Here is a 24,692-nt window from a genome sequence, read left to right as displayed (position 1 = left end):
GGGTATTTGGTTGCCATAAGGTTGCCACAATGCGTTGCCCCATTCAACTTGAGTTAACATTGGTATGACTGTATCTGACCTTACCCTTGATGAGCAGCAGTACGATGCTTGGCAAAGCGAAATACTGGCGCAGATGGGTGTTACGCGTTGGGTGCGCCAAGATTGCCCTGTCAAAACGTTTGCTAATCTAGAAGATTTTGAGGTTGTTTCTTCCTATCAAGCGGTTGAGACGCTTGCTGCCATGCCACAGCAGTTACAGCCCGCTCAAACTGGGTTAACGAGCAAACTTGCGCCCATTGATATAACGTCAGACATCAATCATCCTGTTATTGCGGATGATGCCGTTGGGGGCGTAGCAGAATTACCCCCAGCGAGTCTGGCAAATTTTCACCCCCATGATGTAGCTTTACCCCATCATTCACCTTTAAAAAGCGACCCTGCGCCAAATAGTGATAGGTACAGTGATGACGGGCATAGTGATGAACGGTTCAATAATGAACAGCTCAATGATGAATTACTCACTGCCAGTTTTGATCTGCAGGCGATAGTGGTGGGTGAGTGGACACTGGTGCTTGACAGTCATTTTTTGCAGACAGACAGCCGCCAACAGTATTTATGGCAACAAATCATCAGTGGGTTCAAAGCGTCAGTGCATTTTTTCAAGTTTCCCTTGCTCACCGATAGCCAGCATTTACCCAAAGCGACGGTGCAATTAATGAGCAGCTACCCGATGGCAGTCGCAGGGTTTTCAGGATTTTTATACCGTATCAATCAAGGCAATCCTAAGGTGGGGGCATTGACGCCATTGCCTGACTGTTTGGATGAACAACCGATACAGCGTCTGCCTTATCTGCTAGATATGCTTGATGATTATCGCCTAAAACGCCAACTTTGGCAGTTGCTATCAAGTTGAGTGCAATGAGCTGCCGATTGATGACTCATCTTTATGATTCATCGACTAGCCATATTGTGGTAAAGTATTTTTTTATTTCATTTCACACGATAACATTTCACACGATAAAAAGGAACGTGCTATGAGTGTCAGCTTTGATCAACGTGTTGCTAACTTTTGTGCAGGCCCCGCATCTATGCCGACTGCGGTGCTGCAAAAAGCGCAAGCCGAATTGTTAAATTGGCAGGGCTCAGGAATGTCGGTGATGGAGATGAGCCACCGTAGCAGTGAATTTGTGGGCATTGCCTCAAAAGCTGAGCAGGATTTGCGCAAGCTGATGAACATTCCTGACAATTATAAAGTGCTATTTTTGCAAGGTGGCGCAAGCCTGCAGTTTTCAGCCATTCCATTGAATTTACTTAAAGGGGAAGCTGATTATTTAGACACCGGCATTTGGTCTAAAAAAGCTATCAGCGAAGCCAAACGCTATGAGCAAGCAGGGCTAGGCAAAATCAATGTCGTCGCTTCTGCCAAAGACAGCAACTATACCACTGTGCCTCCACGTGATAGCTGGCAACTTAATGACAACGCCGATTATTTCCATTATTGCCCCAACGAGACCATTAATGGTTTGGCGATGTTTGATGTGCCAGCGGTGAATGTACCCATCGTGGCGGATATGTCATCTTGCATCCTCTCTAGCCCAATAGATGTATCAAAATTTGGACTGATTTATGCCGGTGCGCAAAAAAATATTGGTCCTGCGGGTTTGACGCTTGTGATTGTCCGTGATGATTTGATCGGTCATGCCAACTTGGTTTGCCCAAGTATCTTGGACTATAAAAACCAAGCCGACAATGATTCGATGGTCAATACGCCAGCAACTTTTTCTTGGTATTTGGCAGGTTTAGTGTTTGAATGGTTGCTTGAGCAAGGGGGTGTCGAGGCAATCTATCAACAAAATTTGTTAAAAGCGCAAAAGCTGTATGAATTTATCGACCAAAGCGATTTTTACCAAAACCCTGTCAACAAAGACAACCGCTCAATCATGAATGTACCCTTCACCTTGGCAGATAGTCAACTTGATAAAACCTTCTTAGCTAAAGCCGACGAAGCAGGATTTTTGAATCTTAAAGGGCACCGTACAGTGGGCGGCATGCGCGCCAGTATTTATAACGCGATTGATTTGGCGACCGTTGAAAAATTAATCAAATTTATGCAGCAGTTTGAACAAACTAGCGTATAAAAAGATTTAACAATCATGCTACATTAAGACTTAACAGCTAAAATGCTTGTTAAGTCTTTTTTATAGTTAGCGGGTGTGGGGCATATGAGGGATAACAGCTAGCAATACCAAGGTTTTCTGAAAAATAGTTGAAGGGGTCAGGGGGATGCAAGTGAAAAAAGACAGGATGATAAAACCAGCCCACTGGATGAGGGCAGTCACTCGCCAGACATTCGGCAAAAAATACTGGGTGCTGGGCTTATTAGTGGTCGCGTCCGCTGCCAATACCGCTATCATTACTGGCACATCTATCGCTCACAATAGCACCGCACAATTTGCCCATGTCTCTCATTTACCTTATGCCAATCCCAACGCCCCCAAAGGCGGTGTGCTGAGCCTATCTGCCATCGGCACCTTTGACAGTATTAATAAATGGATTGATGTCGGTACACCTGTGACCGGCACCGATTATTTGTTTGAAAGTTTGATGACAGGCTCGCTTTCTGAAGCGTTTGTGCAGTACCCACTACTGGCGGATAAAGTCACTTATGACCCAGATGACCCAAGCTGGGTTATCTATCACATCAACCCCAAAGCCTATTTTTGGGATGGCACGCCTGTGACGGCGCAAGATGTCAAAGCCAGTATGGATGCCCTACTCACAAAAGGCGTGATGAGTATGCGTAGCTATCTGTCGGATGTCAAAGAAACCCAAGTGATCGATCGACAAACCGTCAAATTTATTTTTAAATCCAAAGACAACCAAGAAATCAAACTGACCGTCGCGCAAATGCCGATTTGGTCAAAAAAATCGATTGATGGCTATTTTGATAAAGTCGGACTGACGCCACTGATGGGCAGTGGGGCGTATAAAGTCGGCACAATCGATGCAGGACGCGCCATTACTTATGTGCGTGACCCCAATTATTGGGGTGCCAAACCTGATGCAGGCGTGGTGGTGAATGTCGGTCGTTATAATTTTGACCAAATTAAGTATGTATATTATCAAAATCCCGAAGTGGCATTTGAAGGTTTTAAATCAGGCGAATATTTTTTCCGTGCCGAAAACAAGGCGCGGACATGGTCGACGGGTTATAACTTTCCTGCCGTCAAAGCAGGCATGATCACCAAAGCGCAAATCGCCAATAACAACCCCGTACCGATGCAAGCGATTGTGATGAATTTGCGCCGACCGATTTTTCAAGATATCCGGGTGCGCCAAGCGATGACACTGGCGTATGATTTTGAATGGCTCAATAAAACCATGTTTTATGGCCAATATGAACGTTTGCAAAGCTTTTTTCATGGGTCAGCGCTTGCCGCAACCGGCACACCGACACCCCAAGAGCTGGCGGTTATCAATCCGCTATTACCTGACCTTGAGCCCATTCAAAGACAGGCTGTTTTAAGCGATTGGCAGGCCCCCAAATCAACTGGCGATGGATTTAATCGCGACAATTTGTTAAAAGCGCGTGAATTGCTGCTGCAAGCGGGTTTTAAATACCAAAATATGAAGCTGTATCAGCCCAATGGTCAGCCGGCCAAACTGGAATTTTTATCCACCGATGACAAGAATGCGCGCATTGTGCTACCTTTTTTACGTAACCTGCAACGACTCGGGTTTGATGCCAGCTTTCGCCAAGCCGATGTCCCCCAGTACCTGGAGCGCACTCGCAGATACGACTACGACATGATTATCGATATGTTTGCCCAAAGTTTGTCACCTGGCGCAGAGCAGACCTATATGTGGGGCTCACAAGCCGCAGACGAAAAAGGCAACCAAAACTCGGCAGGTATCAAAAACAAAGCCATTGATGTGGTGATTGCCAAACTCATAGTGTCGAAGAATCGTGACGATATTGTGCTATACAGCAAGGTATTAGACCGTCTGCTACGGGCGGGCTATTATGTCGTGCCGACTTATGGCAAGCATACTGACAATGTGGCGTATTGGAAATTTTATGAGCATGGGCCGCTGCCAAGCAATGCCATCGGTATCGATTATTGGTGGGCGAACAAAGACAAACAAGCACAAGTCATGCAGTACTTAGGAAAATAATAAGTTAGGAAAATAATAAGGAATAAAACAATGCTAAAAATTCACCCAATCCCAGCTTTCACTGACAACTACATTTGGGCAATTATCAATGATGAAACACACGAAGTGATTATTGTCGATGCTGGCGATGACAAGCCTGTTTTAGAGTTTGTCAACCGTGAAAATCTAACCATCACCCAAATATGGGTGACCCATCATCACAGCGACCACATCGGCGGCGTAACAGCATTGGCAAATGCGTTTCCAAACGCACAGATTTTTGCGCATGCCAATATTCACCCGTTAATCAATGCCACACAGTTAATCTCCGTGGCTGAAGGGCGCGAATTAACCGCTTGGGGTAGTCCTGTGCAGGTGTGGCAGGTGGCAGGGCATACCGAAAATCACTTAGCATACTTAGTGACGCTTGATAACCGTCTGCATATCTTTTGTGGGGATACGCTATTTCGGGCAGGGTGTGGCCGTGTTTTCACCGGCACGATTGAAACGTTGTTTGAAAGCTTTGAGCGTTTTGCGCAGTTACATGATGATGAAACGCTATTTTATCCTGCCCATGAGTATACTTTGTCAAATCTTAACTTTGCCCAGTTTATCGAGCCCAATAACCCAGCCATTGCACAGGCAATAGCGCATGACAGTGAGTTACGCCAGCAAAATACGCCAACCTTGCCGACCACGCTTGCCGATGAAAAAGCCATCAATCCGTTTATGCGTGCAGTGATTGAACCCAGTGATGAGATGATAAAAACCGTACAAACGCAGACAGGAATTGAGGATGACAGCCCGTTTGAGATATTTAAAGCCTTACGTCAACTAAAAAATAACTTTTAAGGCTAACGATTCAGGCTAATAATGAGGGATAACCATGGGCAAATATATTCTTAAACGACTGTTATTAATCATCCCTACCTTGTTTTTGATTCTGCTCACCAATTTTGCCATTGTTCAATCGGCGCCTGGCGGTCCTGTCGAGCAAAAAATATCTCAAATTGAAGCAGAACAAAAACAGGGCGCCACCCAAACCCAGCTGTCAACGACCACTTATCAAGGCAGTCGCGGTTTATCGCCAGACATGGTCGAGGCTATCAAAAAACAATACGGCTTTGATAAATCCGCGCCCGAGCGATTTTGGCTCATGCTGACAAGCTATGCCAAGGGCGATTTTGGCACCTCGTTTTTTAAAGGCAAACCTGTGGGCGAGTTGATTTTGGATAAAATGCCCGTGTCGATTTCGCTAGGGCTTTGGAGTACGCTACTGATTTATTTAATCGCTGTGCCGCTTGGGATTGCCAAAGCCAGACGACATAATTCACTGATGGATAAAACCACCGCATTGCTGCTTGCGGTGAGTTATGCCGTGCCTGTGTTTGTGCTTGCGGTGGTGTTATTGGTGATGTTAGCAGGGGGGAGTTATTGGCAGATTTTTCCGCTGCAAGGCTTGGTGAGTGAGAATTTTGATAAGCTGTCCACGTTTGGCAAAATCAAAGATTATTTTTGGCATTTGGCATTACCCATCACAGCAAGCACGATTGGCGGGTTTGCAGGTCTTGCGTATTTGACCAAGTTTAGTTTTATGGAAGAATTGAACAAACAATACGTGTTGACTGCTCGCAGTAAAGGGTTAAGCGAGAAAAAAGTGCTATACGGTCATGTATTTCGCAATGCGATGATGATTATTATTGCAGGCTTGCCGTCGGCGATTGTAGGAATATTTTTTACCGGCAATTTTTTGATTGAAGTAATTTTTAATTTGGATGGTTTGGGACGACTGGGGTTTGAAGCGATTGGGCAACGCGATTATCCGGTAATTTTTGGCACGCTGTTTATTTTTACCTTGATGGGGCTGATTTTACAGTTGATAAGTGATGTGACGTATCATCTCATTGATCCCCGTATTGATTTTGAGGGTCGCTAATGCTGATAAAACATCCTGTTTGGCAAGCCCGCATTCACCGCTTTCAGCGTAATCGGTTGGGATTTTTTTCGCTCATCATGTTTAGCCTGATTTTCCTTGCCTGCATGGGGGCAAACCTTATCGCCAATGACAAGCCGATGCTGGTTAATTATCAAAATCACTGGTATTTTCCCATCGTCAAGTCTTACCCCGAAACCACCTTTGGCGGTGTCTTCGAAACCGAAACCAACTACCAAGACCCTGTGGTCAAAAACCTAATCAACCAGCATGGCTACATGATTGAGCCGGTGATACCATTTGCCGACCAAACGCCAAGTGTGAGTCGTGATGTGCCGTTTCCTGCGCCGCCAAATGCCCAAAACTGGCTCGGTACCGATGACCAAGGTCGAGATGTGCTGGCAAGGGTATTGTATGGCTTGCGTGTATCGCTATTATTTGGGTTGGCGTTGACGGTGGCAGGGTCAATCATTGGTATTGCGGTGGGGGCGGTGCAAGGGTATTTTGGCGGCTGGACGGATTTAGTCGGGCAGCGGTTGATGGAGGTATGGGGTGGTCTGCCACAGCTGTTTATGATTATTATTTTGGTCAGTTTGTTTAGCCCGAGTGTGTTTGTGTTGTTTGGGCTGATGCTGCTCTTTGGCTGGATGGGGCTGGTTGGTCTGGTGCGTGCCGAGTTTTTGCGAGCGAGAAATTTTGATTATGTGCGGTCGGCAAAGGCGATGGGGGTGTCAGATGCCAAGATTATGTTTCGCCATATTTTGCCCAATGCGATGTCGTCGAGCCTGTCGCAGTTGCCGTTTATTTTGACGGCAAATATCACGGCACTCACCACGCTTGATTATTTGGGCTATGGCTTGCCTGCAGGGTCGCCGTCTTTGGGGGAGCTAGTCTCACAGGGAAAAGATAATTTGGATTCACCGTGGTTGGCTTTGGCAGGGTTTTTTAGTTTGACGATTGTGTTGTCGTTGTTGATTTTTATTGGGGAAGCGCTGCGAGATGCGTTTGACCCACGGCAATCGTGATTTGATAAAAAGGAGAAAAATATGAGTTCGGGTTTTGCGGCGGGTACGTTGGTGCATACGGATAAAGGTTTAATTCCAATTCAAAATTTAAAAGTTGGGGATTTAGTTTTATCCCGACATAAAAGTGATTTAAGCATAGAACCGATTTTTAAAAAAGTTTTACAAGTTTTTAAAATACCTAATCAGGAAGTTTTCAGAATGACCTATTGTGCTGACGACCAATGGGATAATGTTGAATCAACTTTAAGTTATCTGATAGTAACTAAGGAACAATTATTTTGGACAAAATCACAAAATAAATGGTCTGAAAATAAAAAATTAGTAATGGGAGATGCAGTTGTATTATCTAAAAAGAATGAACAACGACATTTTTTTTTAGCTAATAATCAAATTTTCCAAACGCATAATAGTAAAGGTGAAATTTTTGGCTTTTGCGACGCCCCATTAAGTTCATCATCACCAATTAAAATTGAAACGATATTTAAAATTTCATCTGATTCAATCATTAGTTATTTTGATCCCTTTATCTTTGCTAAATATAAGCCAAATAATGGAATTACCTTAACTTATGAAGAAAAAGGAGATATTGGAAAATATGCACAAGATAAAGTCTTATTAACTGATGTCTATAATATCGAAGTTGAAGAATTTCATACTTATTCTGTTGGTGAACAAGGCTTATGGGTAGGCGATTCAACCATTCAAGGAAACAATGAATGAGTGAATTGCTAACCGTTGAAAACCTAACGATAAAATCCGCCAATCAAATCTTAGTGGACGATTTATCCTACACACTCCACACAGGTGAAACGCTCGCCATCGTTGGCGAATCAGGCTCGGGCAAATCCATCTCAAGCCTTGCCTTACTCGGACTGCTACCAAATAGCCTAAGCATCACAGGACAAGCCACTTTAACTGATGTTAGCGATAATGTTAGTCATACGCAAAACCCCAAACCAATCATTTTACCCATTGAAAACGATACCCTAAGCACTTATTCCAAAAGCAGAAAGCAAAACGAAAATATCTTCCGCCAAATCCGTGGCAAACGCATCGGCATGATTTTTCAAGAGCCGATGACCGCCTTAAATCCCTTGCACACGGTGAGCAAACAAATCGCCGAATCGTTAAGTTTAGCTGGCGTGGCAAAAAAATACTGGCGACAGCGTACCCTAGCGCTGCTTTCCCAAGTCAATATTACCGACCCTGAAAGCAAACTTGCGCGCTATCCGCACGAGCTCTCGGGTGGACAACGACAGCGTGTCATGATAGCGATGGCACTGGCGCAAGACCCTGACATTATTATCGCAGACGAGCCAACCACCGCCCTAGATGTGACTTTACGCCATGAGATTTTGCGGTTACTGCATCGACTAAAAAAAGAGCGGGGCATGGCGATGATTTTGATTAGCCATGACTTAAACCTTGTCAAACGCTACAGCGACAACCTCATCGTCATGCAGCAAGGCAAGGTCATGGAGCAGGGGGCGACCCAAGCGATTTTTGACCAGCCACAACAGGATTATACGCGCTCATTGATTTATCAAGATTTTGGACAAAGCTTGCCAATCATTGACAATTCACCCAGCGTTTTAGAAGTTAAACAGTTAACCATCGCTTTCCCCCAAAAAAACAATATATTGGGTCAAACCACCCAATGGTTTGAGGCGGTCAAAGGGTTAAATTTGACCCTTGCGCAGGGGCAATCCTTGGGTATAGTGGGCGAGTCTGGGTCTGGCAAAACCACCACGGCTTTGGCGCTCATCAAATTATTGGCGAATGCTGCCAAGGTGCAAGGTCAGATTTTGCTGTCAGCCAATGCTCACATGACGGACGTTTTAGCGTTGTCGAATAAAGCCTTTTTGCCGTATCGCTCGGATATGCAAATGGTATTTCAAGACCCGTATGCCAGTATCAATCCACGGTTTAGTGTATTTGAAATAATTGAAGAAGGGCTAACCATCCAAGGTATGGCAAAAACGGCGCGTGAAAAAGCGGTATTAGCGGCCTTAGACACGGTGCGGTTGCCACGAGATTTTATCAGCCGTTATCCGCATGAGCTTTCAGGCGGTCAGCGTCAGCGGGTGGCACTCGCGCGGGCGTTGGTGATGAAGCCCAAAATTTTGTTACTCGATGAGCCCACATCAGCGCTTGATAGCAGCACCCAAGTGGCAATGGTCAAATTATTGCGAGATATTCAAGCAAAATTCGGCTTAAGCTATATTTTTATCAGCCATGATTTGCAGGTGGTTAAGGCATTGTGCCAAACGATACTGGTATTGAAAAATGGCGAAACACAAGCGTATGATACGACAGACAATATCTTCAGCCAACCACAAAATCAGTATGTGACTGCCCTAATTGCGCACAGCGGTGAAAACTAGACGGTTTGCTGTCAAAACATTAGAAAGCCAACAATTATCGTGAAACACGTTGTTACCTAAGTTTGCTTGGTTATAGCCAATTTATCCTAGTCATTTAACCCTAGTGATTTTATAACAAGCACTTAATTACAGCCCCTTTAGCCATTGTTAAAAGTTAACCATGCCAAATTCCATCATTACCGAAGACAAAAAGCCACAGCATGAGCTATTTGCTATAGCGCCCTTGACCCCCGCGCAAACCAAATATTTGCCAATCGTGGTGGCAATCGCCTTGTTTATGCAAATCTTAGACTCAACGGTGCTCAATACCGCTTTGCCTGCGATGGCGCATGATTTGAATCAGCCTGCGTTATCAATGCAGTGGACAGTGATTAGCTATGCGCTCACTTTGGCAATTTTTACCCCGATTAGTGGTTTTATTGCCGATAAGTATGGCACTAAGACCACCTTTATGGTGGCGATTGGCGTGTTTACCGCAGGCTCGATGATGTGTGCGGTGTCACCAACGCTCAATAGCCTAATTTTTTCTCGCGTGGTGCAAGGATTGGGCGGTGCGATGCTCATGCCTGTGGGCAAGTTAACGCTGATTAAAAGCTATCCACGAGAGCGTATGCTGTCGGTGATGAATTATGCGGTGATGCCTGCGATGATTGCGCCAGTGATTGGACCTTTGGTCGGGGGGGTATTTGGTGGAGCTTGCAAGCTGGCATTGGATTTTTTTGATTAATATTCCCATGGGGGCGTTGGGGATGTGGGCAGGGTGGAAACTGATGCCCAACTATCTACAGCGCAATCCTAGCATGGATTTGCTTGGATTTTTGCTGTTTGGTGGCGCGATGGCAAGCTTTACCTTTGCGCTCGAATTTGCCAATAACATTCATGCCGATAATCTGGCTTCAGCGGTTTTTCCCGTGATGGTTGCTTTATTGGCGATTATGCTGCTTATTGGCTATTATTATCACGCCAAATACTCAGAATCGCGTAATGGACAACAACCGCTATTTGGCTTGGATTTGTTTCAAGTGCGTACCTTTCGCGTGGGCATCGTTGGCAATTTGCTAACCCGTTTGGGGATGAGTGCGATTCCTTTTTTACTGCCGCTACTGCTACAAGTGGTGCTGGGCTATTCGCCGTCACAAGCGGGTTGGATGTTGGCACCGATTGCGGTGGGCGCGCTGTTGACCAAGCCGCTAGTCACGCGTATTGTGAAGCGATTTGGCTATCGTAGAACATTGGTGGGCAATACCTTGTTGATTGGCGTCAATATCATGCTGCTATCACAACTCAATCAAACCACGCCGATTTGGCTAAGTGTGCCATTTTTGACTTTTATGGGGGCGTGTAATTCGCTACAATTTAGCACGATGAACACCATCAGTATCGCACGGCTTCGCCCAGGTCAAACCAGCAGTGGCAATAGTTTATTGGCGGTCAACCAGCAATTGGCGATTAGTTTTGGGATTGGCTTTGGGGCGATGCTGCTACATTTACTGACGCCCGCTCGCGCTTCGCTGGCACAGACGCAAACCGCATTTTCATACAGTTTTATCATATTGGGTATCATGACGATTTTATCTGGGCTGTATTTTTTGCGGTTGCACCGATTTGATGGCAAAGGACTATACCAGTAGTCGCGCTTATATTCTTGCCCATATTGTTGATACTATATTGTCAGTATAAGTTGCCAAGCCATAACGATGGGTAGCGTGGTGATTTATTTCACTCAATTTTATGATAATTTTAATCCTTTAACCCGATTGCCCCTAATTGCTATTCTATGGGCGCAATCGTTTTGGAAACCCTATGCTATCCAATGCTTTTTCAATGATAATTGATACCCGTTGGTGTCTTGATGAACTGCTAAAAGATGGCATCATTGACCAACGTGATTATAATTTGGTGATGACCCATAACCGCAAAAGCTTGCATCCCCTGCAAGTGATTGCAGGCTTTCATCTGGTCGACAAAACCACGCACATGGCGCTCAGTCTTGACCAGCTCAATCGCTGGTTGGCACAAAAAGTAGGCGTTGATTATGTACGTATTGACCCGCTGAAAACCGATGTGCCCTCAGTGACATCAATTATGTCATTTGAATATGCGCGCTCGCAGCACATTTTGCCAGTCGCCGTCACCCAAGATACGGTGGAAATCGGCACTGACCAGCCATTTTATCAAGATTGGCAGCTCAATATTGCGCATATCGTGTCGCCCAAAAAAATCAAAACCGTATTAATCAGTCCTGAGCAAATCAACCGCTATCGCCAAGAATTTTATCAAGTCACCAAAGCCATTGCGGGGGCAAACCATCAGCAAAAACGCGCGGATGCCGATATCACCAATGTCGAAGCATTATTACAACTGGGCAATGCCGCCAATATTGAAAATCCCGATGCCAATGACCAACACATCGTCAAAATTGTTGATTGGCTATTACAGTACGCTTTTGACCAGCGTGCCAGTGATATTCACTTAGAGCCGCGCCGAGATAAAAGCAACGTGCGTTTTCGTATCGATGGTATTTTGCATACCGTTTATCAAATGCCGACTGGGATTATGACCGCGGTAGTGGCTCGGATAAAAATTTTAGCAAGACTCAATGTCGCTGAAAAACGTAAACCGCAAGACGGACGGCTCAAAACACGTACCCCTAAAGGTCAAGAAACCGAGCTGCGGTTATCGACACTTCCCACTGCATTTGGCGAAAAATTGGTGATGCGGGTATTTGATCCCGAGGTACTGGTGCGCTCTTTTGAACAGTTGGGGCTGACAGGGCGAGATTTACAAAAATGGGATGACATGACCCGTAAACCCAATGGTATTATTTTGGTCACAGGTCCGACAGGCTCAGGTAAAACCACGACGCTGTACAGTACCCTCAAAAAACTGGCGACAGAAGAAGTCAATGTCTGTACCATCGAAGACCCCATTGAGATGGTGGAGCCGTCGTTTAACCAAATGCAAATTCAAAACAACATTGATTTGACCTTTGCTGATGGTATTCGCTCGTTGATGCGTCAAGACCCTGATATTATCATGATTGGCGAGATTCGCGATACCGAAACCGCAGAAATGGCGGTACAAGCCTCGCTAACTGGGCACTTGGTGTTATCGACCTTACATACCAATGATGCACCCAGTTCGTTAACAAGGCTGCATGATTTGGGCGTTGCGCCGTTTTTAACCTCAGCGACTATCTTGGGCATCATGGCACAGCGTTTGGTGCGTACCCTTTGCCCACATTGTAAATCCAATAAGCCCATGAGTGACATTGAGCAGCAGACTTGGCAGGCGTTAGTCAGTCCTTGGAAAGCCGCAGCCCCAGATACCATCAATCATGCTGTCGGCTGTGAACACTGCCGTAACACTGGTTATCTTGGACGAGTAGGGTTGTATGAAATCATGGTGCTTAGTAATGCGCTTAAAAAATTGATTAGCGAAGGCGCTGACTTGTCGCAAATCGCGCAAAAAGCCTATCAAGATGGGTTGCAGCCGTTAAGACTGGCAGGCGCGAAAAAAATTGCCGAAGGGGTGACCACGTTTGGAGAAGTGATGAGAGTGGTGCCGTTAACTTAGGCGGCTACTCATTATTTGAAAGACAATAAGTAAAATTTGAAAAGCAACAGGTAAAATTCAAAAATAACCGGCAACAAAAAAGCCCAAACATTAAATTGTTTAGGCTTAATCAATGGTGCCCGGGGCCGGACTTGAACCGGCACGCTCGTAAGAGCGAGGGATTTTAAATCCCTTGTGTCTACCAATTTCACCACCCGGGCAGGGTAGTCACAGCACTGACGCTTGGCGTCGTGTGGTGTCTGTGTCAGAAGTGGGTGCTATTATAATCAGTTTTGTTAACTTTGCAAGCAATTTTTTTACGATATTTTTTCGCGTTTATCGCTTACTCATAATAACAAAACACCCATAATAACAAAATAATAGTACCGCAAAATGAAAATGGAGGCTGAGGCCGGAATCGAACCGGCGTCCGCGGATTTGCAATCCGATGCATGGCCACTGTGCTACCCAGCCATTTCATTTAGGTTTGCTATGATAGCAAAAATTTTTAAAAGTGCAAGGACTTTTTTAGCCATTTAAGCGATGTAATGAAGGATTGTGAAGGGTATTTGAGCGCTAAATTAGCGGTTAAACATTTTCAATGGATGTTATCACACCGCAAAATCGGTTAAAATAACGCAAATTTTTTGCTAACCGACTTTTTGTTGACCGATTCGTTATTGATTGAGGAACCACCATGACTGCGACAGTGTTAGATGGCAAAGCGTATGCCAAACAAATGGAAGCTGAACTTGCCGAGCGGGTTGCCAAGTTAAAACAAGACTCTGGACGCACGCCGATTTTGGCAACGATTTTGGTGGGCGATGACCCTGCCTCTGCAACTTATGTCAAAATGAAAGGCAATGCCTGTCAACGTGTGGGTATGGATTCGTTAAAAGTTGCCATGCCACAAGCGACCACCACCGAGCAGCTATTGGCAAAAATTGCCGAGCTTAACAACAATCCAGACGTGCATGGGATTTTGCTACAACACCCTGTGCCCAGCCAAATTGATGAGCGTGCCTGTTTTGATGCCATTGCGCTGGCAAAAGATGTGGATGGTGTGACTTGTTTAGGCTTTGGCAATATGGCAATGGGTGAGCCTGCGTATGGTTCTTGCACCCCACAAGGCATTATGTATTTATTAGAAAAAAACGGCGTCGAGCTTGCTGGTAAGCATGCGGTGGTCGTGGGTCGTAGCGCGATTTTGGGTAAACCGATGGCGATGATGCTATTAAACGCCAACTGTACCGTGACCATTTGCCACTCACGTACCCAAAACTTGGCAGAATTGGTCAAACAAGCGGATATCGTGGTGGGTGCTGTGGGCAAACCAGAACTTATCAAAAAAGATTGGATTAAATCGGGCGCCGTGGTGGTGGATGCAGGGTTTCATCCGCGTACCCATGCGGATGGTACGAGCGGTGGCGTGGGTGATATTGAGCTGACAGGTATCGAAGCTATTGCCTCAAGTTATACCCCAGTGCCCGGTGGCGTAGGTCCAATGACCATCAATACACTCATCCGTCAAACGGTAGAAGCGGCAGAAAAAGCAGCTGCAAAATAATGGGTTTGAATTAAAAAAGGAAGTGTTTAAAGCTTCCTTTTTTTTGTACATTTTTTTGTATTCATTTTTTCACCATGACTGGAAATCTTTACGTGACTGATGCTAAAACTTCCGCTTATAAAACTTCTCCTTATAAAATTTCAAAGCCATCCAATGCTTCTGACGCATCAACCGTTTTTCATCAACTGATTACCGCATTGCAGCAAGTCTTGCCTAGCGCTAATCTTGCCAAGACATATGTGCCGCTATTATCTAAGCCGAATCAACCTTTTTATTTATGGCTCATTGATCCAGATTTTTGTCATGAAGATTTGACGCCAGCGGTGATAGAAAATCTGTGGAATAATTGTCCATATTGGGTGTTTGCATGGGCGTCCGGGCAAGTATTGGCGCAGTATATTTTGCGGCAGCCACAGATGGTGCGCAATAAAGTGGTGATGGATTTTGGCGCAGGGTCGGGGATTGTCGGTATTGCCGCAAAAATGGCGGGTGCCAAACGAGTCATTTGCTGTGATATTGATAGCGTGAGCCTAACTAGCTGCCAAGCCAATGCGCAATTAAATGGGGTAACGGTTGAGCTGCTAGATAATTTATTTGAGTTAAAACAGAACTTTGGCATGGATAAGGTCGATGTGCTATTGGTCGCGGATGTGCTGTATGACAAAGCCAACTTGCCGTTATTAGATGTGTTCTTACAATACGCGCATGAGGTTTGGGTGGCTGATAGCCGCGTCAAAAATTTTGCTCACCCGCGCTACCACAAGGTAACGACGTTGGATAACACAACCACCTTGCCCGATATGGATGAAGCCAAGCAATTTAACCAAGTAGTGCTTTATCGCAGCACCGATTGACTGAGAAAGTAGCAGGGGAACAGCAGTATGGGTAGTATATGGTCGCAAAAAACCCTCGCATTTGTTTTCTGTACTTTTAAGGCTATGAAATAATTTGTAACATAGTTATCGCATTATCGCTATTTTCAAGGCATAATAAGCCACACCCCTATTTTTAATCATCTGTTTGTTCAATACCATTCCCGATGGCTTGCACCGCGGCATCATTATTGATGACAACAGCTAGATGATTACCTTGCCGTTTTACGTTTAGAAAAGGAATCCTAATATGAGTATTTGTATCACTGCCACAGGATTATATACCCCGCCTTACAGCATCAGTAACGAAGAGTTGGTCGCTACTTTTAACCAATATGTTGACAACTATAATGCCAAAAATGCCGATGCCATCGCCCGTGGTGAGAAGACGGCACTTGTGCACTCGACAGCTGAATTTATCGAAAAAGCTTCAGGTATCAAATCCCGCTATGTGATGGAAAAAGACGGAATTTTAAACCCAGATATCATGGCGCCTGTGATTCCTTATCGCAAGCTTGGTGAAGAGATGTCCATCATGGCAGAAATGGGTCTAGATGCACTCAAACAAGCACTGGACAATGCAGGTCTACAAGGTAAAGACTTAGACGGTATTATTGTTGCTTGTTCAAACTTCCAGCGCGTGTATCCTGCCATCGCCATCGAAATTCAGCAATATATTGGTATGCAAGGCGGTTTTGGCTTTGATATGAACGTCGCCTGTAGCGCCGCAACCTTTGGTATCGCCCAAGCGGTCGGTCTGATCAAATCTGGCACCGCCAAACGTGTCGCCATGGTCAATATCGAAATCACCTCAGCGCACCTCAACTGGCGCAACCGTGACAGCCACTTTATCTTTGGTGATGTGGCAACCGCGACGATTATCGAAGAGCTCGCTACACCCAAAGGCTATGAAATTTTAGATAGCCATCTGTTTACCCAGTTTTCCACCAATATTAAAAATGAATACGGCTTTTTGGATCGCAGTGAATTCTTAGCCGCTGGCACGCCGATGTATCCTGATATCGACGCACCTGTGACCGACAAATTGTTCTTGCAAGAAGGTCGCAAAGTATTTCGTGAAGTGTGTCCTGCCGTGTCCAATTTAATCCTTGAACTGCTCCATAAAAACCACATTGAGCCACAACAGCTCAAAAAAATGTGGCTACACCAAGCCAATGCCAACATGATTGATTTGATTTTACGCACCGTGTTGGGCAAAGATGCGGATAAATCGATCGCGCCTATGGTGTTAGCAGAATATGCCAATACCAGCTCAGCCAGTCCTATGATTGTGTTTCACAAGCACCAAGAAAATATGCAATCGGGTGATTTGGGTGTGATTTGCTCGTTTGGCGCAGGTTACTCAATTGGGGGTGTGTTGGTCAAAAAAGTCTAAGCTTTTTATTGCCTCTCACGAAACCCATGCAAATCCCCCCAAAATGTGGCAAAATATCCGATTATTTTGCCATTTTCTATTTTTAAGCCCTAAATTAAGCCAAAACTTTTAAGCCATCATTATGAAAGAATCTTTACGTTTTCGCCTTGACCAAATGTCTGACCGTTTCGAAGAAGTCACCGCCATGCTGTCTGAGCCAGAAACCATGAATGACAACAAAAAATTCCGTGAATTATCGGTTGAGCACAGTGATTTATCAGCATTGGTCGATGTCTGGGGCAAATACCGCCAAGCGGAAGAAGATTTGGCAACCGCTGAAGAAATGCTGTCGGATTCAACGGGCGATGGCGACATGAAAGAAATGGCGCAGGAAGAAATCCAAGCCGCCAAAGACACCATCAATGAGCTTGAAGACGTGCTTAATGTAATGATGCTGCCTAAAGACCCGAATGATAAAGTGCCTGCCTTCTTAGAGATTCGAGCAGGGACGGGCGGCGATGAAGCGGCGATTTTTAGCGGTGATTTGTTCCGTATGTATGAGCGTTATGCGGCAACCCAAGGTTGGACAGTAGAAGTATTGTCCGAGAACGAAGGTGAGCATGGCGGCTATAAAGAAATCATCAGCCGCGTATCGGGCACGGGCGTATATGGCCGCTTAAAATTTGAGTCGGGCGCACACCGGGTGCAACGGGTGCCAGAGACTGAAAGCCAAGGACGGGTGCATACTTCGGCTTGCACGGTTGCGGTGATGCCAGAGGTTGAGATTGATGATACCGTCGATATCAACCCTGCCGACTTGCGTATCGATACTTATCGTGCCAGTGGGGCAGGTGGTCAGCATATTAATAAAACCGACTCTGCGGTGCGTATTACCCATATTCCAACAGGCACGGTGGTCGAGTGTCAGCAAGAGCGTAGCCAACACGCCAACCGCGATAAAGCCATGAAAATGCTGGTATCCAAAATTCAGCAAGAAAAAGTGCAAAAACAAATCGATGCGTCAAGTGATATGCGTCGCAATTTGGTCGGTAGTGGTGACCGCTCGGAGCGCATTCGCACTTATAATTTTCCCCAAGGGCGTATGACCGACCACCGTATTAATTTAACCTTGTACAAACTCGATGCCATTATGCAAGGTGACTTAGATGAGCTTCTTGACAGCCTACTGCGTGAGCACCAAGCCGATTTGATGGCATCGGTGAGTGGGGAAGAATAAGATGGCAAAATTTTTAAATACCAGTGGCACGACATATCATCTTGAAGAAATGATAAAGAAGGCTTCTGACCGCCTTATTTTAATTAGCCCTTATCTAAAGCTCAATGAACGAGTTAAAGAATTACTCGAAGACAAAAATCGCCTAAAAATTGATATTCGCATTGTATATGGTAAAAGTGATTTACAGCCCGAAGAGATTAATTGGCTAAAAGGCTTGGATTTCGTGCGTACCAGTTTTTGCAAAAATTTACACGCCAAATGCTATCTGAATGAAAATGAATGTATTATCACTAGCTTAAATCTTTACGAATTTAGCCAAGTCAATAATAATGAAATGGGCGTATTGATTAGTCGTGATAGCGATAGCCAGCTATATGCCGACACTTACGAAGAAGTGCAACGCATTATCCGCATTAGTGAAGAAATCAAAGTATCTGCCGATAAAGTAGAACCCAAAAAAGTCGAAATTCAGCCAAGCGAATCGCCGAAAAACGAACTGGCAAGTGAGCCAAAAAAACCACGCAATTTTGACAAATTAACTATCAGTAAACTTGCCGATAAGCTCGGTATAAAGTCGAATGAGTTAAGCGAAAAATTAGAGCAATTAGGGTATATCGAAACCAAAGGTAAAAATATTTTCTTAACGGAAAAAGGTAAACAAGCAGGCGGTGAAACCAAAAAAGAGCAGTATGGCTATTTCACCGTTTGGTCAGTGGATTTAGACGTGTCCATTCAAGACGATAAAGGCACATCCTTAGCTGACAAATTATTAAAATTGTTTAGTTTTTAAATAAAAGGTAATATCATGTCAAACCAATCGCAAACTTCCGAAAACGAACATCCAGCCGAAGACGTCAACGAACTTATTAAACAACGTCACAGCAAACTTGATTTAATCAAACAAGCAGGCAAGAATCCTTACCCAAATCAATTCAAACGCAAAGAATATGCCCAAGACTTGCAGCAGCAATTTGCCGATAAAGACAAAGAAGCATTGGCAAACAGCGATAAAGTCATGGTAACTGTCGCCGGTCGTATCATGCTCAAACGGGTAATGGGTAAAGCCAGCTTTGTGACCATTGCTGACATGACAGGTCGTATACAAGCCTATGTCAGCAAAAACGACTTGGGCGAAGAAATTTATAATGACTTTAAAACGTGGGATATCGGTGACATTATTGGTGTGACAGGTTATGTATTTCGCACCAACACCGGTGAATTATCTGTGCATGCCACCGAAGTACAGTTATTGACCAAATCACTACGCCCACTACCAGACAAATTCCATGGGTTAAGCGATACGGAGGCTCGTTATCGTAGCCGTCATCTTGACCTGATGACCAATGAAGACAGCCGTAACGCCTTTATTATCCGTAGTAAAGTCATTGCTGGTATTCGTGAATATATGCTAAATGAGCGTTACATGGAAGTCGAAACCCCGATGATGCACGTCATCCCAGGCGGTGCGGTGGCTCGCCCATTTGTCACCCATCACAATGCGCTTGACATGCCGCTTTTCTTACGCATTGCGCCAGAGCTGTACTTAAAACGTCTAGTCGTGGGTGGTTTTGAGCGTGTGTTTGAGATTAACCGTAATTTTCGTAATGAAGGGGTGTCGGCGCGTCACAACCCAGAATTTACCATGATTGAGTTTTATCAAGCCTATGCCGATTATGAAGATCTGATGAAACTAACCGAAAATATGTTTGAAAAACTGGCAAACGATATTTTAGGTACCACGGAGATTGATTATCAAGGTGAAGCAATTAGTTTTAAAGCACCATTTGAACGCTTGCCAATGACCAAAGCGATTGAGAAATACGCGGATAATTTTGACATGAGCAAAATCGCAGACCGTGATTATCTAGCGGATTATGCCAAAAACGTACTCAAACAGGACGTTAAAGACATCTTTGGGATTGGTAAACTGCAAACCATTATCTTTGAAGAAACCGCAGAAACCAAACTGCGTCAACCAACCTTCGTCACAGAATATCCTGCCGAAACCTCACCGTTAGCACGCCGTAACGATGACAATAGCGAAATTACTGACCGTTTTGAACTGTTTATCGGCGGGCGTGAAATTGCCAACGGCTTTAGCGAGCTCAATGACCCAATCGACCAAGCCGAGCGTTTTAAACAACAAGTGGCTGAGAAAGACGCAGGCGATGATGAAGCGATGCATTATGATGCAGAGTTTATTGAAGCATTGTCCTATGGCTTGCCACCGACTGCAGGCGAGGGTATCGGTATTGACCGTTTAGTGATGTTATTTACCAATGCACCGAGTATTCGTGACGTGATTTTGTTTCCGCATATGCGCCGTAAAGACATTTAAAAATGCCAATACAGCGTTAATTTAGCAATAGCTTTCAAAACCGCAGTCACAATAATGACTGCGGTTTTTTTATGATAATCCAGTCCTCAACAAAGCCAACCCTTACCCTTATTGAAGCCAGTAATATCAAAGATATCTTTTGAAACAAAACTAATAAAAAATCGGCTCAACTCACCAAATAATCAGTGTTAGACTAAACCGTATTTTTCGCTCAAACCCGTCTATTTTCTGACCTATCGTTGAGAAACGTTGACTATGACAGACCCACATTCAGACAAGCCTTTGGAAACCCCGCCCGTTTTGCCGCCTACGTATCGTAAACCTAACAAATTTACTCTAATACTACCCTGGATTTTGTTACTGCTACTGCTACTGCTGTTGGCGGGCTTGTGGATGATGACCAAGCCACAGCTGCCTTGGCAAAAAAATCAAGCGATGGTAGCCAGTCAGCCCGGTTGGCAGCCGCCGAAATCTGAGCCTGTCGATACCAAAAAACTCGGTGACAATCCAAATGCTGCGGTGGCATCTTATCACAATGCTGTGGCTGTCGCTGCCCAGTCAGTCGTCAATATCTATACCACGCAAAAAATCGAGGAGCATCCCTATATGAGTGACCCGATGATGCGCCGCTATTTTGAATATCACGGTATCCCTAATGGCGAGAGCGATAATACCAATTTAGGCTCGGGTGTCATTATTTCGCAAGATGGCTATATCGTCACCAACTCGCATGTGATTTCCAAAGCCGATAATATTATTGTGATGCTTAATGATGGTCGCAAGGCAACGGCAAAAGTCATCGGCAACGATGTGGAAAGTGATTTGGCGGTGATTAAGGTTGATTTGACAGGGCTAAAACCCTTAGGATTTCGTGAACAGTCGACCCAAGTGGGCGATGTGGTGTTGGCAATTGGCAACCCGTTTGGGGTCGGTCAAACCGTTACCCAAGGTATTATCTCGGCAACGGGGCGCACGGGACTGGGTATTAACACGGTGGAAGATTTTATCCAAACCGATGCCGCTATCAATCCCGGTAACTCAGGGGGTGCGCTGGTCGATGCTTATGGTCAGCTGGTTGGTATCAACACCGCGATTTTTTCACGCTCGGGCGGCTCAATGGGGATTGGATTTGCCATTCCTACTGAGATTGTTAAGCTTGTGATGAATGGCATTATTAAAGATGGTAAAGTGCATCGCGGCTGGCTTGGGATTGAATTACAAAGTTCGATGAAAGACCCAACCAAGCTAGGTGATGACACGCAAGGCGTTGAAGTGATGAACGTGATGCGTGATGGTCCTGCCGCCAAAGCGGGCTTGCAAAAAGGGGATATCATCACCGCAATGGATAATAAACCTGTCAATGATGCCAATACACTGATTCAAATGGTCGCACGTAAAGCACCCAACAGTGTGGTCAATCTACAAGTGATGCGTAATAAAGCGCAAAGCAGCGTCGATGTGACCCTAGGTGAAAGACAACCCCAAGAGGCTTTGACCGAGCTACCCACCTCACAAAACTTTGACCAAAACAATGACAGCGCTAATCAAAATGGCACCACCAATGAGGATGACATTCGAGCAGAATTAATGGAATTACTGAAAAAACATCATTAAACGTTATTCAAAACTTCAAAAGTTTGCTGCGTTGCGGTTAATTGGGTACTTTACCCGCTCTGGCTGCCTGCTGTTATTACCTGTTTTCATTACCTGCTAAGGTCAAACCACGCCCGCCATCCACTGCAATAATCTGCCCTGTGATATACGGGGCAGCTGCCAAAAATACCGCCACTTGTGCGATATCTTGCGGTGTGCCAATTCTTTTTAACGGTACGGCGCGGCAGATTTTGTCAATCGTTTCAGCGGTGAGCGCTTGCTCAGAGCCCTCTATGGGTAAAATGTTAATACCCGGCGCGATACCATTGACGCGGATATCGGGCGCTAGTTCGATTGCTAGCGACTGCACCATCATTTGGTGCGCGGCTTTTGCCATGTTATAGACCGTATAACCCCCAAATGGCTTGCCATTGGCGTGAATGTCCAAAATGCTGATAATGCAGCCTTGTGATTTTTTTAGATAAGGGTATAAATACTGGCTGATAAATAACGGGGTTTGCGCATTGGTCAAAAATAAATTTTGCCAGTCTTGCTGAGAGATTTGACCAAAGGGCGTCGGGTAAAAGCGTGAGGCATTATGAACCAAACAATCCAATCGACCAAAACTGTTGATTATGCGCCAAGTCAATTGTGGCAGCGTTTCAAAGTTCTCTAAATCCCCTTGCACGCTTTTTGCTGATTGTGGGCGAATGGCATTACAGTAATCAACAAGTTCCATGGCGTCTGATTCACTGGTGTGGTAATGGATAATGATATTATAATTGGCTTGGTGCAGTGCCAGCACAAGCGCCCGACCAATTCGTTTGGCGCCACCTGTGACACACGCCACACGGCACGGATGGGATACTTCGCTTATCGCGGCTGGATTCAACATCATTTGCTACCTATGTCTATTTGATTAAGCGTTTATTTGATTAATCGGTTTGTCGTTTTAATCATACAGGCTTTAATCCATATAAGCCCAATTGGTTGGGATTGGAAAACCCCATGATTATCACACACCTTGAACGAGCGACACAACTTTATCAAGCGCTGCAGGATTATCAGCAAAGCACCCATGCCTTTAGCCAAAGCCTCACCGAATCATGCGCCAAGTCCTAACGATTTACCTTAATTTCACATAAAAAAAGAGCAGGGCTTATCCTGCTCTTAATTTTCGACACTTAAAAATTAGTTAGCTTTAAAATAGTTAACTTTAAAAAAAATTAGTTACCTTGCTCAAGCGTTTGTTGATAGGCTTGGTCAAAATTGACTGGCGCAAGTAACAATTGTGGGAAGCTACCACGGGTCACAATGTCACTGACCACTTCACGGGCATAAGGGAACAATACGTTTGGACAATACGCACCTAAAATTGCTCCCAATTGTTCTTCAGGGATATTTTGCAACATAAAGATACCCGCTTGGTGTACTTCTGCGATAAACGCGGTTTCACCACCGTTATTGGCAGTTACATTAACGGTTAATACCACTTGGTAGTGGTCATCGTCCAATTTTTCAGCGGCACTTGATAGGTTAATATCAAGCTCTGGTTGCCATTCACGGGTAAATACCTCTGCACCCGGTACTTCTAATGACATATCTTTAACATAGATACGTTCTAGCGCCAGTTGTGGTAAGTTTTGTTCGTCTGCCATGGTAGTGTCCTCAATTAACTGTTCTTACGGGAATTATAACAATATGACAGCTTTAACTTTTTCTAAAAACTATCAACTGTATTTATAATGGGGTTATTTATGTAGTAAAGTTTTTTAATCTGCGAACGATTAATCCGCTAATAAACCGTCAAGTTTGCCTTGACGCTCAAGACCAGCGAGTTGGTCATAACCACCAATAAAATTATCGTCAATAAAAATTTGCGGTACTGTGCGGTAGTTATTGGTTTTTTGCGCCAATGCCTGACGTTCTTCTGCGGTCACATCATACATGTTAACTTCTTCAAATGCTTGGCCTTTGTTTTTTAATAACATTTTAGCTTGCATACAGTAGGGGCAAGTCGGTGTGGTATAAATTTTTACCATAGCCATAACAATCTCCTTATTTCTGGATTTTTCAAAATGGGTTAAGAGCTTATTATCAGATACCGATGAGATAATAAAGCGTTATTGATGGTTATGGGGCTTGGCGATTTAAATTTCAAATTGTGAACAGCCAACCAATCTTATTTGGTTTTGCCGGGCACGGTTTTTTCTACCACTAAAGGTAAACCTGCGGCTTGCCAATTGGTAATACCACCATCAAGACGATAAACGTTGTCGTTACCAATCATTGCCACGGCGGTACCCGCCGTCATACCCATTTGGCAAACGATGATAATAGGATGGTCAGCGCTGCGAAGTGCGTCAACGTGGTCTTTTAGCTCAGTAAACGGGATATTGCGGCTGCCTTTGATATAGCCTTTTTCAAAATCTTTTCGTGGTCGGATATCAATCAGCTGAGCGTTTTGGTTGTTAACCATCAAGCCCACTGCATTTGGATTGATTTTTTTGCCGCCGCGTTTGTTCTCAAGCATAAAAAATAGCACAATTAGCACAAACATGGTGCCAAATAAAAATGGGTGATGACCCATAAACTCAAACCAACGTTCCAAGATATCCTCCACAGGGGCATTGCGTCAAAATTATCGTTTGATTGCCC

At 44.7% G+C, this 24,692-nt stretch carries 22 protein-coding genes and 2 tRNA genes; 18 read left to right on the top strand and 6 right to left on the bottom strand.

Annotated features, from left to right (window positions below; translation table 11 throughout):
• The first annotated feature begins 64 nt into the window (after window positions 1-64).
• The 11 genes from LAJ61_RS01310 to tfpB all read left to right on the top strand — a co-directional run bounded on the left by LAJ61_RS01310 (window position 65) and on the right by tfpB (window position 13,073).
• Window positions 65-913 (top strand): hypothetical protein, encoded by an 849-nt coding sequence (locus LAJ61_RS01310; protein ID WP_224054183.1) that lies wholly within the window; start codon window positions 65-67, stop codon window positions 911-913.
• 121 nt (window positions 914-1,034) lie between these two features.
• Window positions 1,035-2,138, top strand: coding sequence for a 3-phosphoserine/phosphohydroxythreonine transaminase (gene serC / locus LAJ61_RS01305; protein ID WP_224054182.1), 1,104 nt, complete (start codon window positions 1,035-1,037; stop codon window positions 2,136-2,138).
• 166 nt (window positions 2,139-2,304) lie between these two features.
• Complete coding sequence (locus tag LAJ61_RS01300; RefSeq protein ID WP_224054181.1) at window positions 2,305-4,176, top strand: extracellular solute-binding protein; 1,872 nt, start codon at window positions 2,305-2,307, stop codon at window positions 4,174-4,176.
• A gap of 30 nt (window positions 4,177-4,206) precedes the next feature.
• Entirely contained in the window at window positions 4,207-5,007 is an 801-nt protein-coding gene (gene gloB / locus LAJ61_RS01295; RefSeq protein WP_224054180.1) for a hydroxyacylglutathione hydrolase, read from the top strand.
• Window positions 5,008-5,041: 34 nt separating this feature from the next.
• Window positions 5,042-6,091: a microcin C ABC transporter permease YejB gene (gene yejB / locus LAJ61_RS01290; protein ID WP_159374976.1), complete on the top strand. Its 1,050-nt coding sequence runs from the start codon at window positions 5,042-5,044 to the stop codon at window positions 6,089-6,091.
• Window positions 6,091-7,113: an ABC transporter permease gene (locus tag LAJ61_RS01285; RefSeq protein ID WP_224054179.1), complete on the top strand. Its 1,023-nt coding sequence runs from the start codon at window positions 6,091-6,093 to the stop codon at window positions 7,111-7,113. Before yejB ends, LAJ61_RS01285 begins: the two co-directional genes overlap by 1 nt.
• Window positions 7,114-7,134: 21 nt before the next feature.
• A complete protein-coding gene (locus LAJ61_RS01280) occupies window positions 7,135-7,833 on the top strand; it encodes a Hint domain-containing protein (RefSeq protein ID WP_224054178.1) in 699 nt (232 codons plus the stop codon).
• On the top strand, window positions 7,830-9,497 hold the full coding sequence (locus LAJ61_RS01275; RefSeq protein ID WP_224054177.1) for an ATP-binding cassette domain-containing protein: 1,668 nt from the start codon (window positions 7,830-7,832) through the stop codon (window positions 9,495-9,497). Before LAJ61_RS01280 ends, LAJ61_RS01275 begins: the two co-directional genes overlap by 4 nt.
• Window positions 9,498-9,657: 160 nt before the next feature.
• Complete coding sequence (locus LAJ61_RS01270) at window positions 9,658-10,224, top strand: MFS transporter (RefSeq protein ID WP_224054176.1); 567 nt, start codon at window positions 9,658-9,660, stop codon at window positions 10,222-10,224.
• Window positions 10,217-11,128: an MFS transporter gene (locus LAJ61_RS01265; RefSeq protein WP_224054175.1), complete on the top strand. Its 912-nt coding sequence runs from the start codon at window positions 10,217-10,219 to the stop codon at window positions 11,126-11,128. The genes LAJ61_RS01270 and LAJ61_RS01265 overlap by 8 nt, the downstream gene beginning before the upstream one ends.
• A gap of 172 nt (window positions 11,129-11,300) precedes the next feature.
• Window positions 11,301-13,073, top strand: coding sequence for a type IV pilus assembly ATPase TfpB (gene tfpB / locus LAJ61_RS01260; RefSeq protein ID WP_224054174.1), 1,773 nt, complete (start codon window positions 11,301-11,303; stop codon window positions 13,071-13,073).
• A 113-nt stretch (window positions 13,074-13,186) separates the two neighbouring features.
• Here tfpB and LAJ61_RS01255 read toward each other — a convergent pair.
• Both LAJ61_RS01255 and LAJ61_RS01250 read right to left on the bottom strand, forming a co-directional pair.
• Window positions 13,187-13,273 (bottom strand) — tRNA-Leu (locus LAJ61_RS01255).
• 179 nt (window positions 13,274-13,452) lie between these two features.
• Window positions 13,453-13,526, bottom strand: a tRNA-Cys gene (locus LAJ61_RS01250).
• Between the two features lie 223 nt (window positions 13,527-13,749).
• Between LAJ61_RS01250 and folD the strand changes: the two genes are divergently transcribed.
• The 7 genes from folD (at window position 13,750) to LAJ61_RS01215 (ending at window position 22,055) form a co-directional block, all read left to right on the top strand.
• Window positions 13,750-14,619, top strand: a complete 870-nt coding sequence (folD, locus tag LAJ61_RS01245) for a bifunctional methylenetetrahydrofolate dehydrogenase/methenyltetrahydrofolate cyclohydrolase FolD (RefSeq protein ID WP_036589930.1) — start codon at window positions 13,750-13,752, stop codon at window positions 14,617-14,619.
• 137 nt (window positions 14,620-14,756) lie between these two features.
• A complete protein-coding gene (locus LAJ61_RS01240) occupies window positions 14,757-15,473 on the top strand; it encodes a class I SAM-dependent methyltransferase (protein ID WP_224054771.1) in 717 nt (238 codons plus the stop codon).
• Window positions 15,474-15,741: 268 nt separating this feature from the next.
• Window positions 15,742-16,887, top strand: a complete 1,146-nt coding sequence (locus LAJ61_RS01235; RefSeq protein ID WP_224054173.1) for a beta-ketoacyl-ACP synthase III — start codon at window positions 15,742-15,744, stop codon at window positions 16,885-16,887.
• Window positions 16,888-17,008: 121 nt separating this feature from the next.
• On the top strand, window positions 17,009-18,103 hold the full coding sequence (gene prfA, locus LAJ61_RS01230) for a peptide chain release factor 1 (RefSeq protein ID WP_060994394.1): 1,095 nt from the start codon (window positions 17,009-17,011) through the stop codon (window positions 18,101-18,103).
• Window position 18,104: 1 nt separating this feature from the next.
• Window positions 18,105-18,893: a phospholipase D-like domain-containing protein gene (locus LAJ61_RS01225; protein ID WP_224054172.1), complete on the top strand. Its 789-nt coding sequence runs from the start codon at window positions 18,105-18,107 to the stop codon at window positions 18,891-18,893.
• A 15-nt stretch (window positions 18,894-18,908) separates the two neighbouring features.
• Window positions 18,909-20,441 (top strand): lysine--tRNA ligase, encoded by a 1,533-nt coding sequence (gene lysS / locus LAJ61_RS01220; RefSeq protein ID WP_224054171.1) that lies wholly within the window; start codon window positions 18,909-18,911, stop codon window positions 20,439-20,441.
• A gap of 255 nt (window positions 20,442-20,696) precedes the next feature.
• On the top strand, window positions 20,697-22,055 hold the full coding sequence (locus tag LAJ61_RS01215) for a S1C family serine protease (protein ID WP_224054170.1): 1,359 nt from the start codon (window positions 20,697-20,699) through the stop codon (window positions 22,053-22,055).
• Between the two features lie 76 nt (window positions 22,056-22,131).
• On the opposite strand, the gene LAJ61_RS01210 is transcribed toward LAJ61_RS01215, so the two are convergent.
• From LAJ61_RS01210 to LAJ61_RS01195, 4 genes are all read right to left on the bottom strand, one after another.
• Entirely contained in the window at window positions 22,132-22,932 is an 801-nt protein-coding gene (locus tag LAJ61_RS01210) for a pteridine reductase (protein ID WP_224054169.1), read from the bottom strand.
• Between the two features lie 328 nt (window positions 22,933-23,260).
• Window positions 23,261-23,692, bottom strand: coding sequence for a protein-export chaperone SecB (secB, locus tag LAJ61_RS01205; RefSeq protein WP_224054168.1), 432 nt, complete (start codon window positions 23,690-23,692; stop codon window positions 23,261-23,263).
• Window positions 23,693-23,821: 129 nt separating this feature from the next.
• A complete protein-coding gene (grxC, locus tag LAJ61_RS01200; protein ID WP_159374965.1) occupies window positions 23,822-24,082 on the bottom strand; it encodes a glutaredoxin 3 in 261 nt (86 codons plus the stop codon).
• 134 nt (window positions 24,083-24,216) lie between these two features.
• Window positions 24,217-24,645, bottom strand: coding sequence for a rhodanese-like domain-containing protein (locus LAJ61_RS01195; protein ID WP_076774070.1), 429 nt, complete (start codon window positions 24,643-24,645; stop codon window positions 24,217-24,219).
• Window positions 24,646-24,692 lie beyond the last annotated feature (47 nt).

The organism is Faucicola osloensis (assembly GCF_020041925.1).
GTDB classification, from domain to species: domain Bacteria; phylum Pseudomonadota; class Gammaproteobacteria; order Pseudomonadales; family Moraxellaceae; genus Faucicola; species Faucicola osloensis_D.
Note: the sequence above shows the minus strand (reverse complement) of the source record. Positions and strands in the feature narration are given on the sequence as shown.

Excerpts from the sequence above, each read along its gene's own strand:
- yejB (WP_159374976.1), top strand. The coding sequence starts at position 5,042 with ATGGGCAAATATATTCTTAAACGACTGTTATTAATCATCCCTACCTTG.
- LAJ61_RS01280 (WP_224054178.1), top strand. The coding sequence starts at position 7,135 with ATGAGTTCGGGTTTTGCGGCGGGTACGTTGGTGCATACGGATAAAGGT.
- secB (WP_224054168.1), bottom strand. The coding sequence starts at position 23,692 with ATGGCAGACGAACAAAACTTACCACAACTGGCGCTAGAACGTATCTAT.
- LAJ61_RS01210 (WP_224054169.1), bottom strand. The coding sequence starts at position 22,932 with ATGATGTTGAATCCAGCCGCGATAAGCGAAGTATCCCATCCGTGCCGT.
- LAJ61_RS01225 (WP_224054172.1), top strand. The coding sequence starts at position 18,105 with ATGGCAAAATTTTTAAATACCAGTGGCACGACATATCATCTTGAAGAA.
- LAJ61_RS01215 (WP_224054170.1), top strand. The coding sequence starts at position 20,697 with ATGACAGACCCACATTCAGACAAGCCTTTGGAAACCCCGCCCGTTTTG.
- LAJ61_RS01270 (WP_224054176.1), top strand. The coding sequence starts at position 9,658 with ATGCCAAATTCCATCATTACCGAAGACAAAAAGCCACAGCATGAGCTA.
- LAJ61_RS01275 (WP_224054177.1), top strand. The coding sequence starts at position 7,830 with ATGAGTGAATTGCTAACCGTTGAAAACCTAACGATAAAATCCGCCAAT.
- LAJ61_RS01285 (WP_224054179.1), top strand. The coding sequence starts at position 6,091 with ATGCTGATAAAACATCCTGTTTGGCAAGCCCGCATTCACCGCTTTCAG.
- serC (WP_224054182.1), top strand. The coding sequence starts at position 1,035 with ATGAGTGTCAGCTTTGATCAACGTGTTGCTAACTTTTGTGCAGGCCCC.
- folD (WP_036589930.1), top strand. The coding sequence starts at position 13,750 with ATGACTGCGACAGTGTTAGATGGCAAAGCGTATGCCAAACAAATGGAA.
- gloB (WP_224054180.1), top strand. The coding sequence starts at position 4,207 with ATGCTAAAAATTCACCCAATCCCAGCTTTCACTGACAACTACATTTGG.
- prfA (WP_060994394.1), top strand. The coding sequence starts at position 17,009 with ATGAAAGAATCTTTACGTTTTCGCCTTGACCAAATGTCTGACCGTTTC.
- LAJ61_RS01310 (WP_224054183.1), top strand. The coding sequence starts at position 65 with ATGACTGTATCTGACCTTACCCTTGATGAGCAGCAGTACGATGCTTGG.
- tfpB (WP_224054174.1), top strand. The coding sequence starts at position 11,301 with ATGCTATCCAATGCTTTTTCAATGATAATTGATACCCGTTGGTGTCTT.
- grxC (WP_159374965.1), bottom strand. The coding sequence starts at position 24,082 with ATGGCTATGGTAAAAATTTATACCACACCGACTTGCCCCTACTGTATG.
- lysS (WP_224054171.1), top strand. The coding sequence starts at position 18,909 with ATGTCAAACCAATCGCAAACTTCCGAAAACGAACATCCAGCCGAAGAC.
- LAJ61_RS01300 (WP_224054181.1), top strand. The coding sequence starts at position 2,305 with ATGATAAAACCAGCCCACTGGATGAGGGCAGTCACTCGCCAGACATTC.
- LAJ61_RS01235 (WP_224054173.1), top strand. The coding sequence starts at position 15,742 with ATGAGTATTTGTATCACTGCCACAGGATTATATACCCCGCCTTACAGC.